This is a genomic window from Streptomyces sp. NPDC021212 (assembly GCF_044332925.1).
Lineage (GTDB): Bacteria > Actinomycetota > Actinomycetes > Streptomycetales > Streptomycetaceae > Streptomyces.
In genome coordinates, this window is the sequence record NZ_JBIRPZ010000012.1 from 301,371 (window position 1) to 316,323 (window position 14,953).

At 72.9% G+C, this 14,953-nt stretch carries 13 protein-coding genes; 8 read left to right on the forward strand and 5 right to left on the reverse strand.

Annotated features, from left to right (window positions below):
* Positions 1–266: 266 nt before the first annotated feature.
* Entirely contained in the window at positions 267–1,448 is a 1,182-nt protein-coding gene (locus ACH4SI_RS30760) for a sensor histidine kinase (protein ID WP_398301375.1), read from the forward strand.
* On the forward strand, positions 1,445–2,050 hold the full coding sequence (locus ACH4SI_RS30765; protein WP_398301377.1) for a response regulator: 606 nt from the start codon (positions 1,445–1,447) through the stop codon (positions 2,048–2,050). Before ACH4SI_RS30760 ends, ACH4SI_RS30765 begins: the two co-directional genes overlap by 4 nt.
* On the opposite strand, the gene ACH4SI_RS30770 is transcribed toward ACH4SI_RS30765, so the two are convergent.
* Both ACH4SI_RS30770 and ACH4SI_RS30775 read right to left on the reverse strand, forming a co-directional pair.
* Positions 2,045–3,511: an MFS transporter gene (locus ACH4SI_RS30770; RefSeq protein ID WP_398301378.1), complete on the reverse strand. Its 1,467-nt coding sequence runs from the start codon at positions 3,509–3,511 to the stop codon at positions 2,045–2,047. The genes ACH4SI_RS30765 and ACH4SI_RS30770 overlap by 6 nt on opposite strands.
* A 120-nt stretch (positions 3,512–3,631) precedes the next feature.
* Entirely contained in the window at positions 3,632–5,812 is a 2,181-nt protein-coding gene (locus ACH4SI_RS30775; protein WP_398301379.1) for an acyl-CoA dehydrogenase, read from the reverse strand.
* A 722-nt stretch (positions 5,813–6,534) separates the two neighbouring features.
* Here ACH4SI_RS30775 and ACH4SI_RS30780 point away from each other — a divergent pair.
* The 5 genes from ACH4SI_RS30780 (at position 6,535) to ACH4SI_RS30800 (ending at position 10,530) form a co-directional block, all read left to right on the forward strand.
* Positions 6,535–7,131 (forward strand): class I SAM-dependent methyltransferase, encoded by a 597-nt coding sequence (locus ACH4SI_RS30780; RefSeq protein ID WP_398301426.1) that lies wholly within the window; start codon positions 6,535–6,537, stop codon positions 7,129–7,131.
* A 24-nt stretch (positions 7,132–7,155) separates the two neighbouring features.
* Entirely contained in the window at positions 7,156–8,061 is a 906-nt protein-coding gene (locus tag ACH4SI_RS30785) for an N-acetylmuramoyl-L-alanine amidase (RefSeq protein WP_398301381.1), read from the forward strand.
* A gap of 160 nt (positions 8,062–8,221) precedes the next feature.
* Positions 8,222–9,064, forward strand: a complete 843-nt coding sequence (locus tag ACH4SI_RS30790) for a hypothetical protein (protein ID WP_398301383.1) — start codon at positions 8,222–8,224, stop codon at positions 9,062–9,064.
* A 123-nt stretch (positions 9,065–9,187) separates the two neighbouring features.
* A complete protein-coding gene (locus tag ACH4SI_RS30795) occupies positions 9,188–10,198 on the forward strand; it encodes an LLM class F420-dependent oxidoreductase (RefSeq protein WP_398301385.1) in 1,011 nt (336 codons plus the stop codon).
* Between the two features lie 38 nt (positions 10,199–10,236).
* A complete protein-coding gene (locus ACH4SI_RS30800; protein ID WP_398301388.1) occupies positions 10,237–10,530 on the forward strand; it encodes a hypothetical protein in 294 nt (97 codons plus the stop codon).
* 13 nt (positions 10,531–10,543) lie between these two features.
* Here the strand turns inward: ACH4SI_RS30800 and ACH4SI_RS30805 are convergent, their stop codons facing one another.
* The 3 genes from ACH4SI_RS30805 to ACH4SI_RS30815 form a co-directional block, all read right to left on the reverse strand.
* The gene (locus ACH4SI_RS30805; protein ID WP_398301390.1) at positions 10,544–11,644 is read right to left on the reverse strand and encodes a prenyltransferase; all 1,101 of its coding nucleotides are present in this window, start codon (positions 11,642–11,644) and stop codon (positions 10,544–10,546) included.
* Positions 11,641–12,384 carry a methyltransferase domain-containing protein gene (locus ACH4SI_RS30810; RefSeq protein ID WP_398301392.1) on the reverse strand — a complete coding sequence of 248 codons (744 nt, stop codon included), beginning with the start codon at positions 12,382–12,384 and terminating at the stop codon, positions 11,641–11,643. The genes ACH4SI_RS30805 and ACH4SI_RS30810 overlap by 4 nt, the downstream gene beginning before the upstream one ends.
* 64 nt (positions 12,385–12,448) lie before the next feature.
* Complete coding sequence (locus ACH4SI_RS30815; protein WP_398301394.1) at positions 12,449–13,822, reverse strand: glycosyltransferase family 4 protein; 1,374 nt, start codon at positions 13,820–13,822, stop codon at positions 12,449–12,451.
* Positions 13,823–14,230: 408 nt separating this feature from the next.
* Between ACH4SI_RS30815 and ACH4SI_RS30820 the strand changes: the two genes are divergently transcribed.
* Positions 14,231–14,845: a TetR family transcriptional regulator gene (locus ACH4SI_RS30820; protein ID WP_398301396.1), complete on the forward strand. Its 615-nt coding sequence runs from the start codon at positions 14,231–14,233 to the stop codon at positions 14,843–14,845.
* Positions 14,846–14,953: the final 108 nt, after the last annotated feature.

The following is a 14,953-nucleotide window of genomic DNA, read 5'->3' on the forward strand; positions in this document are numbered from 1 at the left end:
AGACCCCGGCCCGCCCGTCCGCACCGTCGGCCGCGCCGGGGTCGTCACTGGTCGGCAGGGCCGCGCCGCGTTTAGAACGCGTTCTAGCCGATGGCACCCATGTATAGCCCAATCCCCCTGGAGGGGGAAGACTGCTGACGGGTCGTCAGTTTCCATGCGTGCGGCCCTGAAGGGGCCGTTCGTCACCGCACCCGGGACAAATGTCATGGCCATTCCCCGACATCCGCATCTGCCCCGTTCACGCCGACTTCCATAAGGTCGGATCCATGTACGCGACCGCCGCGCAAATCGAGCGGCTCAAGCCGCCGGGCCGCATGGCCTTCCTGCCCTGGCTGTTCATGCTCACTTCGGACGTCAAGCACCTCGTCGAGGGCAAGGCGCCGCTGCCCTGGCTCGGTGGCCTCGGTCTGGTGGCCTTCGTGGCCCTCTATGTCACCACCGTCTACGCCGGCCTCGACCCGCGGCGCCGCCTCACCCGTACCCCGGTCCTGGCCCTCGCCGGGCTGGCCGCGGTCACCCTCGCCCTGGGCATCGGCTACGCCGGGAACTGGCTGCTGTGCTTTCCGCTGCTGTCCCTGGCCACCGGGATCGTGCTGCGGCAGCGCAGGCAACTGGGGCCCGTCATCCTCGGCTTCGCCGTTTCCGCCGGAATCATCGCGAGCCTGCGCGGCGGGGCCTCGGACTCGTTCACGGTCGGATACGGCACCGTCCTGTCCGGCCTGGTGACGGCGGCCGTCCTGTCCCTCTTCGAGACCGTCGCCCAGCTTCGCGCGACCCGCCAGGAGCTGGCCCGTACGACGGTGGAGAAGGAGCGGCTGCGCTTCTCCCGCGATCTGCACGACCTCCTCGGGCACACCCTGTCGGTCGTCGTGGTCAAGGCGGAGGCCGTGCGCCGCCTGGCCCCGCGCGATCTGGAGGCCGCGCTGGGCCAGGCCGCGGACATCGAGGCGGTGGGCCGCCAGGCCCTGACCGAGATCCGCGAGGCCGTCACCGGCTATCGCGAGGGCAGCCTGGACACCGAGCTGGACCGGGCCCGCTCGGTGCTCGACGCCTCCGGCATCGAGGCCGGCGTCCACCGCTCCGGACCGCCGCTGTCACCCCAGGCGGAGGCGCTGCTGGGCTGGGTGGTGCGGGAGGGCGTCACCAATGTGGTGCGGCACAGCGGTGCGGACCGCTGCGAGATCGACGTCCGCGGGGGCGTCGACCGGGTACGGCTGGTGATCACCGACAACGGGCACGGCGTAGGCTCCCGTCCGGCCCGCGAACCAGGGCGTGGCGCGATCGGCGGTACGGGCCTCAAGGGGCTGGCCGAGCGGCTGGCCGCGGCGGGCGGTTCGCTGGAGTCCGGCCCCGACGGGCGCCGGGGCTTCCGGCTCGTCGCCGAACTGCCGGTGGATACGGAGGCGGAGGATCCGATGGAGACCACCAAGGGGGTCCGTACGGCGTGATCAAGCTGCTGCTCGCCGAGGACCAGGGAATGATGCGGGGCGCACTGGCCCTGCTGCTCGGCCTGGAGGAGGACTTCGAGATCGTCGCGCAGGTCGGCGACGGCGACGAGATCGTGCCGCGCGCGCTGGAGGCCGAACCCGATGTCGCGCTGCTGGACATCGAACTGCCGGGCCGCAGCGGGCTGGACGCGGCCGCCGAGCTGCGCCGTGCGCTGCCGGGCTGCCAGGTGCTGATCCTCACCACCTTCGGCCGCCCCGGCTATCTGCGCCGGGCGATGGAGGCGGGGGCCGCCGGGTTCCTGGTCAAGGACGGGCCGGTGGAGGAGCTGGCGGTGGCGATCCGCCGGGTGCTGGCGGGTGAGCGGGTGATCGACCCGGGCCTGGCCGCGGCCGCGCTCAGCGCGGGCCCCAACCCGCTCACCCAGCGCGAGCGCGACGTGCTGTCGGCGGCGGTGGACGGCGCCACGGTGGCCGACATCGCGGCCAAGGTGCACCTCTCCCCCGCCACCGTGCGCAACTACCTCTCCTCGGCGATCGGCAAGACCCAGACCCGTAACCGCATGGAGGCGGTCCGCGCCGCCCGCCAGAACGGCTGGCTATGAACCCGTAGGGCTCGCGGCGGGCGTACGCGGCAGGGCCACGGCCATCAGCACCACCGCGGTCGCGATGATCCCCGTGGCCACGACGAACGCATGGCCGTACCCGGCCGCCAGCGCCTCCGGCCCGCCCCCGCCGCGGGCCGCGATCCGCTCGGCCGCGACGGTCGCCAGTACGGTCAGGCCGAGCGCACCACCGATCTGCCGCGAGGTGTTGACCAGCCCCGACACCAGCCCGGCCTCGGACGGGCCCGCACCCGAGGTGGCGGAGGCGGCGAGCGGGGTCATCATCAGCCCGGACCCGAGCGACATGATGATCGCGGGGCCCAGCACCGTACCGACGTAGGTGCCGTCCGCGTCCATCCGGCTCTGCCACGCGTAGCCGACGACGGCCAGCGAACCGCCGGCGAGCGCCAGCAGCTTGCCGTCCAGCCGGGCCATCAACCGGGGCGCGAGCTTCGAGCCGAAGACGATCGACAAGCTGTGCGGAAGGAAGGCGAGACCGGCCTTGACCGGGCTGTAGTGCAACACGTTCTGCAAGTAGAGCGACATGAAGTACCACATGGCGAACATGCCGCCGCCGCACACCACCATCACCGCGTTCGCCGCCGTGACCGCCCGGATCCGGAAGAGCCGCAGCGGCATCAGCGGTTCCTCCGTACGCGCCTCCACGGCCACGAAGACCGCGAGCAGCGCCAGCCCGGCGAGCAGCGACCCGAGCGAGGCGGCGGCGCCCCAGCCGTACGGCTCGGTCTGCACGATGCCGTACGCGAGCGCCCCCACGCCCGCCGTGACCAGCACCGCGCCCGGGACGTCGAGCCGTCGCGCCACCCCGGAGCGGCCCTCGGTCAGCCACAGCACCGCGAGAGTCAGCACCACGACGCCCACCGGCACGTTGACCAGCAGCACCCAGCGCCAGGACAGGTACTCGGTGAGCACCCCGCCGACCAGCCCGCCCGCCGCTCCCCCGCCCGCGCCGACCGCCGTCCAGGTGCCGATGGCGCGGGTGCGGGCCGCGCCGTGCGGGAAGGCGGTGGTGAGGATGGTGAGCGTGGCCGGTGAGAGCACGGCCGCGCCGAGGCCCTGGAGGGCGCGGGCCGCGACCAGTTGCCAGGGTTGCTGGGCGACGCCACCGGCCAGGCTGGCGGCGGTGAACAGCCCGAGCCCGGTGAGGAAGACCCGCTTGCGCCCGAAGAGGTCGGCCGCGCGGCCGCCGAGCAGCAGGAACCCGGCGAAGGTCAGCGCGTAGGCGTTGACCACCCACTGCAACGCGGTCTCGCCGAGCCCCAGGTCCGCGCGCATGGACGGCAGGGCGACGTTGACCACCGATATGTCGAGGACGACAACGAACTGTCCGGAGCAGGCGGCCAGCAGCACCGCCCAGACCGGCGGCGAGGCGCGCGGCGGGCGCGTGGCGGAGGCGGCTGCGGAGGAAGGGGCAGGCGGAGGGGGAGTCGGGGTGGGCATGGCGGTGATGCTTGCATTCCGCACGGACCCAACGCATCGGCATTTCTGCGCAATTTGCGGTCGGCGCCGGTCCTAGGACCACCGGCGGACGACTCTGTCCGGTCGCTCCAACCGGTCGCTCTATCCGGTCGGCGCCGGGTCGCGGGGCAGGCCGAGCAGCCGTTCCGCGACGACGTTCAACTGTACCTGGGTCGTACCGCCCGCGATGGTCAGACAGCGCGACATCAGGAAGCCGTGCAGCGCCCGCTCCCCCGCGCCCTCGCACACCGCGCCGCCGGGCCCCAGCAGTTCCAGGGCGAGTTCGGCGACCTTCTGCTGGTGGGCGGTCTGGACGAGCTTGCGGACGCTCGCGCCCGCACCCGGCTCCACCCCGGACACCTGGCGCAGGGTGGTGCGCAGCCCGATGCAGGCGAGCGCGTGGGCCTCGGCCATGAGCCCGCCGACCCGCTCACGCTCCGGACCGGTGTCCGGAACGTGAGCGATCAGCGCCTCCAGGCCGGTGTCGAAGGTCAGCTGGTCGGCCATGTGGACGCGTTCGTTGCCGAGGGTGTTGCGGGCGACCGCCCAGCCCGCGTCCACCTCGCCGACCACCGCGTCCGGCGGGAGCAGCACATCGTCCAGGTACACCTCGTTGAAGAGGGATTCCCCGGTGATCTCCCGCAGCGGGCGGATGGTGATCCCGGCCGTCCGCTTCATGTCGACCAGGAAGTAGCCGAGCCCCTTGTGCTTGGGTGCCGTGGGGTTCGTACGGGCCAGCAGGATGCCGTAGTCCGCCGTCCGGGCCCCCGACGTCCACACCTTCTGCCCGTTCACCCGCCACCAGCCCTCCGCCGCCCGTTCGGCCCGGGTGCGCAAGGCGGCGAGGTCGGAGCCCGCGTCGGGCTCCGAGAACAGCTGGCACCAGCGCAATTCGCCGCGGAGCGTCGGCAGCAGGAAGCGCTCGCGCTGGGCGTCCGTGCCGTACGCGATGAGCGAGGGCACCACCCAGGTGGCGACGCCCAGATCGCTGAGCACCACGCCGGCGTCGCGCAGCTCGCGCGCGATGGCGAGCTGATGCAGGGGGCTCGCGCCGAGGCCGTACGGGGGTGGCAGATGGGGTGCGGCATACCCGGTGGGCGCCAGCACGCGCCGGGCGGCACGCGGGTCCAGCCCGCGCGCCGTCGCGATGGCGGCACGGGCGCCGCGGCGGTGGGTCTCGGCCTCGGGCGGGAGGTCGAGCCGCAGTTCGCGGCGGGCGCCGGTGGCGGCGAAGCGGGCGGCGCGTAAGCGGTGGTGCGAACTGGTACCGAGCAGCGCACGGGCCGCCGTCGCGCGACGCAGATGGAGGTGGGCGTCGTGTTCCCAGGTGAAGCCGAGGCCGCCGAGGATCTGGATGCAGTCCTTGGCGCAGCCGTACGCGGCGTCGAGCGCGGTGGCGGCGGCGAGCGCGGCGGTGAGGCCACGTACGGCGGGGGGCTCGTCGGCTGCCCGGGCCGCGTCCCACGTGAGGGCGCGGGCCTGCTCGACGCGGACGAGCATGTCGGCGCACAAGTGCTTCACGGCCTGGAACTGCCCGATCGGCCGCCCGAACTGCTCCCGCACCCGGGCGTGCCCGACCGCCGTGTCCAGCGCCCAGCCCGCGGTGCCGCACGCCTCGGCGGCGAGCAGGACGGACGCCAGGTCCGTCACGAGCGCGGGGTCGATGTCCAGCACCCGGCCCTCGGGGACGGCCACGCCGGAGGCGCGTACCTCGGCGAGCGGGCGGGTGGGGTCGGCGCTGTCGTGGACGCGGAGGGCGAGGGCGGCGGTGTCGACGGCCAGCCATACGGTCGCCGCGTCCTGCGCTGCGGCGAGGACGATCACGTCGGCGTCCCCCGCGCCCAGGACGGGCGGCGCGCATCCGTCGAGGATCAGCCCGCCGTCCGGGCCGGGTGCGGCGGTGAGCGACCCGGCGCCGAACGCGACGGCGGCGGCGCGGCTGCCGTCGACGAGGCCCGCGACCAGTTCGTCGCGTCCGGCGCGGTGCAGTACGGCGGAGGCCAGCACGGTGGGCAGATACGGCCCGGGCAGCGGGGCCCGCCCGGTCTCCTCCAGGACGACGGCGAGGTCCACCAGCCCTCCGCCGCCTCCGCCCCGCTCCTCCGGCAGATGCGGGCCGAGCAGGCCCTGTGTGGCCAGCCCGGGCCAGTGTGCGGCCCGGGCGCCGCCCTCGGGTGCGGCGTCGAGGGCCTTCCGGACCGCCTCCGGTGGCACCGCGCGGCCCAGCCACCCTCGCACCGCGCGTGCCAGTTCCTCGTGGTCTTCCGTGACGGCGATGCCCATGGGCGGATAGTAGAACGCGTTCTAGCTTGACGGAAGGTCAGGGGCGGGTGTGTGCCGGGGGCTCTCTTTCCCCACCCCGCCCCTTCCCGAACCGGGGGCAAGCCCCCGGCCCCCCGGTTGGGGGCTCCGCCCCCAACCCCCCGCCGGGGCTCCGCCCCCGGACCCCGCTCCTCAAGCGCCGGAGGGGCTGGGTGGTCGGGCATCTCCGCCCCAGGACCCCGCTCCCCAAACGCCGGAGAGGCTGGGCGGTGGGGCGTCACCGCCCCAGGACCCCGCTCCTACGCCGGAGGGGCTGGGGGATGGGGCGTCACCGCCCCAGGACCCCGCTCCCCAAACGCCGGAGAGACTGGGTGGTCGGGCATCTCCGCCCCAGGACCCCGCTCCCCAAACGCCGGAGAGGCTGGGGCGTCGGGCGTCACCGCCCCAGGACCCCGCTCCTACGCCGGAGGGGCTGAGAGGTGCCCCTGGGGGCTGGATGGTGGAGCATCTCCGCGATGCGAGCCGGTTTGTGGGCAATCGTCCCGCGGAGGGGGTACCTCCCAGCGGTAGCTGGGGGAGGGACAGGTGGGCACAACCGGCCACCGGGGCGCACCGGGGAACGAAACCCCCGGCCCCGCCGGCCCGCACCCGGCGGCGAAACCCCAACCCCCCTACGGCAGGATGACCGCGTGACTCACCCCGCCACCGCAACCCTCAGCGCCTTCGAGCGCGCCAAGGGCTTCATGCCCACCGACGAGGGCCTGACCCTGTACGCGGCCGCCGCCGACGCCGGCGCACGGCTGGGGCTGCCCCTGCTCGAAGTGGGGACGTACTGCGGCCGTTCGACGATCCTCCTCGCCGACGCCGCCCGCTCGGCGGGCACCGTGGCCATCACCGTCGACCACCACCGCGGCTCCGAGGAGCAGCAGCCCGGCTGGGAGTACCACGACCCGGACGTCGTCGACCCCGAGGTCGGCCGGATGGACACGCTGCCCACCTTCCGGCGCACCCTGCACGCCGCGGGCCTCGAAGACCACGTGATCGCCGCCGTCGGGCGGTCCCCGCAGGTCGCCGCGGTGTGGGGAAAGCCACTCGCGCTCGTGTTCATCGACGGCGGGCACACCGATGCGCACGCGGCCGCCGACTACGAGGGCTGGGCGCCCCACGTCGCGCCCGATGGGTTCCTCGTCATCCACGACGTGTTCCCCGACCCGGCCGACGGCGGGCAGGCCCCGTACCGGATCTACCGCCGCGCCCTCGCCTCCGGCGCGTTCACCGAGGTCTCCGCGACCCGCTCGCTGCGCGTGCTGCGCCGCACCGGGACCGCGCCGCTCGCCTGACCCGCAGCCGCTACCATCGCCCACGTGTCCAACGGCAGCTTCTTCTCCGCCCCCGGCCGCCGCGGCGGCACCCTCACCCTCGTACTCGCCGCCTTAGCACCCGTCGGCCTCGGCGGCTGGCTGCTGTGGGACAACCTGGGGCAGGACGACAACGGCGGCGGCGCACCGGCATCCTCCCTCCCGACCGTCTCGTCCACCTCTTCGCCGCTGCCCCCGCAGCCGTCGCAGTCACCCAAAAGGGAAAGCGACGGCGAACCCCTCACCGGCAAGGTCGTCGTCCTCGACCCCGGCCACAATCCGAACAACCGCGATCACACCTCCGAGATCGCCCGGCGCGTCGATATCGGCACCGACGAGAAGGAGTGCGACACCACCGGCACGTCCACCGACGCCGGCTACGCCGAGGCGACCTTCACGCTCGACGTCACCCGCCGCGCCCGCGCCCTCCTCGAAGCGCGCGGCGCGACCGTGAAGTTCACGCAGGACGGCGACCGCTCGTTCGGGCCGTGCGTGGACGAGCGCGCGCGCATCGGGAACAGCGCGCACGCCGACGCCGTGGTGTCCGTTCACGCGGACGGCGGCGCCTCCGCCGGGGAGCGCGGCTTCCACGTCATCCTGCCCAAGTCCGTGCGCGGCGGCGGCGCCGACACCGCGAAGATCGCCGCACCTTCCCGGCGGCTCGGCGAACGCGTGCGCAGCGAATTCATGGATGCCACCGGCAGTGAGCCCGCCGACTACATCGGCGACGGCAGCGGGTTGAATGTCCGCGGCGATCTCGGCGGCCTCAATCTCTCCACCGTTCCGAAAGTGTTCATCGAGTGCGGCAATATGCGCGACTCCAAAGACGCCGCGGAACTGACCGATCCGAAGTGGCGTGAGCGCGCGGCCCTCGGGATCGCGCAGGGCATTACGGACTTCTTGAACGGGTAAGTCTCCAACAACCGAACGCGAGGTCACGACCGGGATACCGATGCCCCACCCCCGGTCTCATCAGCTAGCTTCCCCCGTACGATGGGTCCACCCCCGACGCCTTCGCGCCACCGCGCCTGGCGGCAGCGTCCGTACACGAGAAAACAACAAAGGACTCACGTTGAACATCCGCTCTCTCACTCGAGGCGACGGCGTGGTGATCGGAGCAGCGGTGTTGCTCTTCATCGCCTCCTTCCTCGACTTCTACTCGGCCGATTGCGGCGGCGCCTCGTACTGCGACAGCATCGACATGCCGAATGGCTGGGACACGGACACGCTCCTGGTCGTCCTTCCGTCGGTGTTCCTGATCGGGCTGATCGGCGCGGGGCTGGTCATCGCCGGGCGGTTCCAGCCCGAGAGCCGTAAGGTCAGCGGGCTCACCCTCGACCAGTGGGGCTCCGGCTTCGTCGTGGTCGCCGCCTGGGACTCGCTGTGGTCGCTGATGGTGACGCCGGACAAGGGCAGCCCGGGTGTCGGCGCCATCCTCGCGCTGGTGGCGACGCTCGCCAGCGCCGCGGCGGTCATCGCGACCCCGCGCGTCCCGGCCCTCAAGGCGCCGCTGATGCCCGCGGCCGGTCCGGCCGCCCCGTCCCCGTACGGCGCCCAGGCCCCGTACGGTGCGCAGGCCCCGCAGCCGGGCTACGGCTACCCGGGCCCGGGCGGCGCCCAGCCCGGTCAGCCGCAGCCGCACGGCGGCCAGCCGGGTCAGCCCTCCTTCGGCGGTCAGCCGGGCCAGCCGGCCCCGGCCCCGGCGGCGGGCGGCTCCGACTTCGCGCCGTTCTGGTTCGCGGTGCCGGTGGCCCGGCCGCTGTACGCCGAGGACGGTTCGTCGAGCACCATCGCCGAACTGGCCCCCGGCACCTGGTACCTGGCGGTCGAGCAGCGCGGTCAGGCGCTCGTCGCGCAGACGCAGGACGGGCGGCGTGGCGTCCTCCAGGACACCACGGGGATACAGCGCGGCTGACACAGCACAGCTGACACGGCCCCTCGCCCCCACCACGGGGGCGGGGGGCCGTTGCCATGTGCGCACTCCGGCCGTACAGTCCAGGCGGCATACGGTCTGACTTACCGTCAGGGAGGGGTTGTCATGCGGCTCGGCCTGGCGCTCGGCTATTGGGGCCGCGGCCCCGACCCCCGCCATCTGGAACTCGCCCGGCTGGCCGAGGAGCTGGGCTACCACTCCGTCTGGACCGCCGAGTCCTGGGGCTCGGACGCCTTCACCCCGCTCACCTGGATCGCCGCCCACACCTCCCGCATCAAGCTCGGCACGGCGATCGCGCAGATGGCCGCGCGCACCCCCACCGCCACCGCGATGCAGGCGCTCACCCTCGACCACCTCTCCGGCGGGCGCATGATGCTCGGCCTCGGCCTGTCGGGGCCGCAGGTCGTGGAGGGCTGGTACGGACGGCCGTTCCCCACGAGCCCGCTCACCGCCACCCGGGAGTACGTCGACGTCATCCGGCAGGTGCTGCGCCGCGAGGGGCCCGTACGGCTCGACGGGCGCTATCACGCGCATCCGTACGCCGGGCCGGACGCCACCGGCCTCGGCAAGCCCCTCAAGCCCATCGTCCATCCGCTCCGCCCCCACCTCCCGGTACTGCTCGGCGCCGAGGGGCCCAAGAACATCGCCCAGACCGTGCGCATCGCCGACGGCTGGCTGCCGCTGTACTGGTCGCCGCAGCGGACTCCGCTGTACGAGGCGGTCCTCGCCGACGCGCCCGACGGCTTCATGGTGGCGCCGATGGCCCAGGCACGGGTGTGCGACGACATCGCGGAGGGGCTGGTGCCGGTGAAGGCGATGCTCGGTTTCTACATCGGCGGCATGGGCCACGCGGCCCGCAACTTCCACGCCGATCTGATGGCCCGCATGGGCTACGAGGACGAGGCGCGCCGAGTGCAGGAACTCTTCCTCGCGGGCCGCCGCGACGAGGCGATCGCGGCGGTGCCGGACGCCTTCGCCGACGAGGTGTCCCTGATCGGCCCGCGCGGGCGCCTCGCGGAACGGCTGGAGCTGTGGCGCAAGGGCCCGGTGACGGACCTGCTGGTGATCGCGCCGGACGAACGGACGCTGCGAGTGCTGGCGGAATTGAACACGTGAGTGGTTTGGAGCCGCACGCCGGGGCAACACGTCCGGTCATGTCCCGAAGTTATCGCTACGGAAACAACCAGGCGGCGACCGTCGTGATGGTCGTCGCGGACATCACCGCCGTGATCCTCGGTCTGTGGATCCTCTTCGCCCTTCTGGGCGCCAACCCCGCCAATGACCTCGTGACCGTGGTCCGCGACGCGGCGGGCTGGCTCGCGGGCTGGTCCCACGACCTGTTCACGATGGACACGGACTGGCTGCGGACGGTCCTCAACTACGGTCTGCCCGCGGTGGTCTACCTGTTCGTCGGCCACGCCGTGGCCGGCCGCATCCGCCGCGGCTGAGGCTCCGTAGGGCCTACGCGCAGCAGTCCGAGTCCAGCCCCCTCGGCAGGTGCTCGCCGCCGAAGACGGCCGTGGTCGCCTCGTCCCCGCCCAGCGCGGCCACGGCCAGCAGCAGCGAGCCCGCGGTCCAGGTGGTGCGCTCCTCGGGCCAGATGGCGTCGTCCTCGTAGACGTACCCCGTCCAGTACATCCCGTCGTCCGCGCGCAGCCGCGGCTGGATCCAGCGCAGGATCTCCACCGCGCGGTCGGACTCGCCCATCACCCACAGCGCCAGGGCGAGTTCGCAGCTCTCGCCGCCGGTGACCCAGGGGTTGGGCGCGACGCAGCGGATGCCGTGGCCCGGAACGACGAAGCGGTCCCAGCCCGCGTCGATGCGGGAGGTGGCGGCGGGGCCGGTGAGGGCGCCGGCGAGGACCGGGTAGTACCAGTCCATCGAGTAGCGGTTCTTGTCCAGGAAGCGCTCGGGGTGGTGGCGTATCGCGTGGCCGAGCAGCCCCGCCGACAGCTCCCAGTCCGGCTGCGGGTCCTCGCGGTGTTCGGCGATGGCGAGCGCGCAGCGCAGGGCCTGGTAGATGGAGGACGAGCCGGTGAGCAGGGCGTCCGGGTCGATGCTGTCGTCGGCCTTGCGCCGCCAGCCGATCTGGCCGCCGCTCTGCTGGAGCTTCAGCACGAACTCGACGGCGGCGAAGACGGTCGGCCACAGCCGGTCGAGGAACGTGTCGTCCCCGGTGGCCAGATAGTGGTGCCAGACGCCGACGGCGACGTACGCGCAGAAGTTGGTCTCGCGGGCGCGGTCGGCAGGGGCGTCGGCGGCCACCCCGTCCGGGGTGTCGGGGTAGGCGGCGTACCAGGAGCCGTCGGCATTCTGGTGGCGTGCGAGCCAGCGGTACGCGGCCTCGGCGCGCTCGTGCTCGCCCGCCGCGTCCAGCGCCATCGCCGCCTCGACGTGGTCCCACGGGTCGAGGTGGTGGCCGCGGAACCACGGTATGGCGCCGTCCGTGCGCTGGACGGCGGCGATGCCCTCGACGGTGCGCAGGGCCTCCTCGGCGGTGAGGACGCCCGGCAGCGCCAGCCGTTCGGTACGCGGGCCGGGGCGCGGGCCGCGCGCCGTCACGCCTGGGTCCCGCGGGAGGCGTGGGGCTTGGTCGCGTACGCCACGAAACTCTTGCCGATCAGCGGGTTCAGCGCCTGCTCGGCGAGCCGCGTGGCCAGCGGCTTCTTCATGATGTCCCAGACCAGCAGCTTGTGGTACGCGCGCACCGGCAGCGGAGCCTCTTGACCGTCCTTGTCGACGCCGAAGGCGCACTTGAGCCACCAGTACGGGCTGTGCAGCCCGTGCGCGTGATGGGTGCCGTACGGCCGCAGCCCGGCCTCGCGCATCCGCTCCAGAAGCTCGTCGCCGCGGTAGATGCGGATGTGGCCGCCCTCGACCTCGTGGTACGCGTCGGACAGCGCCCAGCACACCTTCTCGGGCCCGTAGCGCGGCACGGTGACGGCGATCCGGCCGCCGGGGCGCAGCACCCGCACCATCTCGGCGAGCACGCCCTTGTCGTCGGGTATGTGCTCCATCACCTCGGAGATGATGACGACGTCGAAGCTGTCGTCCGGGAACGGCAGGGCCAGCGCGTCGCCCTCCATGGCGGTGGCGGTGGCCCCGGCGGGGGCCTCACCGGCCTCCTTCATGGCGGCGAACCACTTCGCGACCTCGCGTATCTCTTCGCCGTTGCGGTCGAGCGCGACGACCCGCGCGCCGCGCCGGTAGCACTCGAAGGCATGGCGCCCGGCGCCACAGCCCAGGTCGAGGACGCGATCGCCGGCGGCGAGGGGGAAGCGGGAGAAATCGACGGTCAGCACGGGGGGTCTGCTTTCGTCAGGCGGGGTCGTGGGGGTCGTGGAGGTCGTTCCAGATCACATCGGCTCAGCGCGCGGCGCGGGTCCGCGCGGCGACGCGGGCTTGTGCGCCGATCGCCGCGCGGTAGTGCTGGACGGTGCCGCGGGCGGCCTGCTCCCAGGTGAAGCGGCGCAGCACCCGGTCCCGTCCGGCGGCGCCGAGGCGCCCGCGCAGGTCCGCGTCGGCCAGCAGCCTGCCCAGGGCGGCGGCGAGCGCGCCCGCGTCGCCGGGCGGTACGGCGAGGCAGGTCTCGCCGTCCGCGCCCGCGACCTCGGGTATCGCGCCGCCGGTGGTGGCGACCAGCGGGGTGCCGGTGGCCATGGCCTCGGCGGCGGGCAGCGAGAACCCCTCGTACAGGGAGGGCACGCAGGCGATCTGGGCGCCGCGGATGAGGTCGACCAGTTCGGGGTCGCTGATGCCCTTGACGAACTCGACGGCGCCCTCGAGCCCGTAGCGGGCCATGGCCGCGGCCACCGGCCCCTCCTCGGGGCGTTTGCCGACGACCACGAGGTGGGCGTCGGGGTTCTCGGTACGGACCTTCGCCAGCGCCTCGACCAGGTGGCCCAGCCCCTTGAGCGGCACGTCGGCGCTGGAGGTGGTCACGATGCGCCCGGGGATCACCGGCACGGCGGGGTCGGGCGAGAACAGTCCGGTGTCCGCGCCGATGTGGACGACGTGCACGCGCCCCGGCCGTACGCCGAGGTGCTGGACGATCTCCCGGCGCGAGGAGCCGGAGACGGTGAGCACCGAGGGCAGCTGCCGGGCCACCCGTTTCTGCATGCGCGTGAAGCCGTACCAGCGGTGTACGGAGAGGCGGCGCTTCCAGCCCTCCGCGGCGTCCAGCTCCAACTGGCGGTCCACGGTGATCGGGTGGTGGATGGTGGTCACCAGCGGGAAGCCGGCCCGCTCCATGCCCAGCAGCCCGTAGCCGAGGGTCTGGTTGTCGTGGACGACGTCGAACTCGCCGCGCCGGGCGGCCAGATGGCGGCGGGCGCGCAGGCTGAAGGTGAGCGGTTCGGGGAAGCCGCCGGTCCACATGGTGGCGACCTCCAGGGCGTCCACCCAGTCCCGGTACTCCTCGATCCTCGGGTTGCGGAACGGATCGGGCTGGCGGTAGAGGTCGAGGCTGGGCAGCCGGGTGAGGGTGACGCCGTCCTCGGCGTCGAGCACCGGGTACGGCTGGGCGCCGATCACCTCGACGGTGTGGCCGAGCCGGGCGAGTTCGCGGGAGAGATGCCGTACGTAGACCCCCTGGCCTCCGCAGAACGGGTTCCCCTTGTAGCTCAGCAGCGCGATGCGCAGCGGCCGGTCGCCGCCCCGGGCCCGGCCCTCCGCGAGGGCGGTGGGGGGCGCCGGCCGAAGCGGGTCGACTCCGGTCTCCTGCGCGGCCTCTGCGGTCACTCGCGCCCCCTCCTTGATGCACTTCAGCGGGAGCGTAGCCGCTCACGATTATTTAGAACAAGTTTCACTAACGCATAGCCCCCGGAGTCTCGAAGATACCTGGCGAACCTCTCACTTCCGGCGCCGGGACGGGTGATCCCTACCACTCGGTAGCCCCCCTCTTCGTGGCGGCCTGCCGAGGAGTCAGGACCATATCGGCGCGAGCCCGACATACGCCGCTATACGGGGAGACGGTCGCCGCGGACGCGGCAACCCGCCCCAACTGCGCAGACGACGGACCGCGGGCTCAAGCGACACGCGACCCTAGAACGAGTTCCACTGACTCGCGCCCCTAGGCCGACCCTGCCATCATGCACGGTGTCCGTTTGTCAACCGCAGCGCAGACACTATGCATCCGAAGTGAGACAAATGACCGCAGAAGTCAAGCCGGCCTCCCTGCAGCTGACCGAGCGGCAGGAGGCGCGCCGCCGGCGCATCCTGCACGCGAGTGCCCGGCTGGCCAGCCGCGGCGGCTTCGACGCGGTCCAGATGCGCGAGGTGGCCGAGCACTCCAGCGTGGCGCTCGGCACCCTCTACCGCTACTTCCCGTCCAAGGTGCATCTGCTGGTCGCGACCATGCAGGACCAGCTGCAGCACATGCACGAGACGCTGCGCAAGCGCCCGCCGACCGAGGAGGACCCGGCCACCCGGGTCGCCCAGACCCTGATGCGCGCCTTCCGCGCGCTCCAGCGCGAACCCCATCTGGCGGACGCGATGGTCCGGGCCCTCACCTTCGCCGACCGCTCGGTGAGCCCCGAGGTGGACATGGTCTCCCGGCTCACCACCGCGATCATCCTCGACGCGATGGGCCTGGAGGGCCCGCCGACGGCCGAGCAGTTGTCCGCCGTGCGGGTCATCGAGCACACCTGGCACTCGGCGTTGATCACCTGGCTGTCGGGGCGGGCCTCGATCGCCCAGGTCAAAATCGACATCGAGACGGTCTGCCGACTGATCGATCTGACGGCGCCGACAGAGCACAACTGACCGTTCCTATTGACTGAGTGGGTGAAGCTCCTATAGATCGTCAAGCGGCTTGCTTGAACTGGTCAGCGGTGATGTGAGGGTGGGGTAGATGCCGGTAGACCTCGCGGG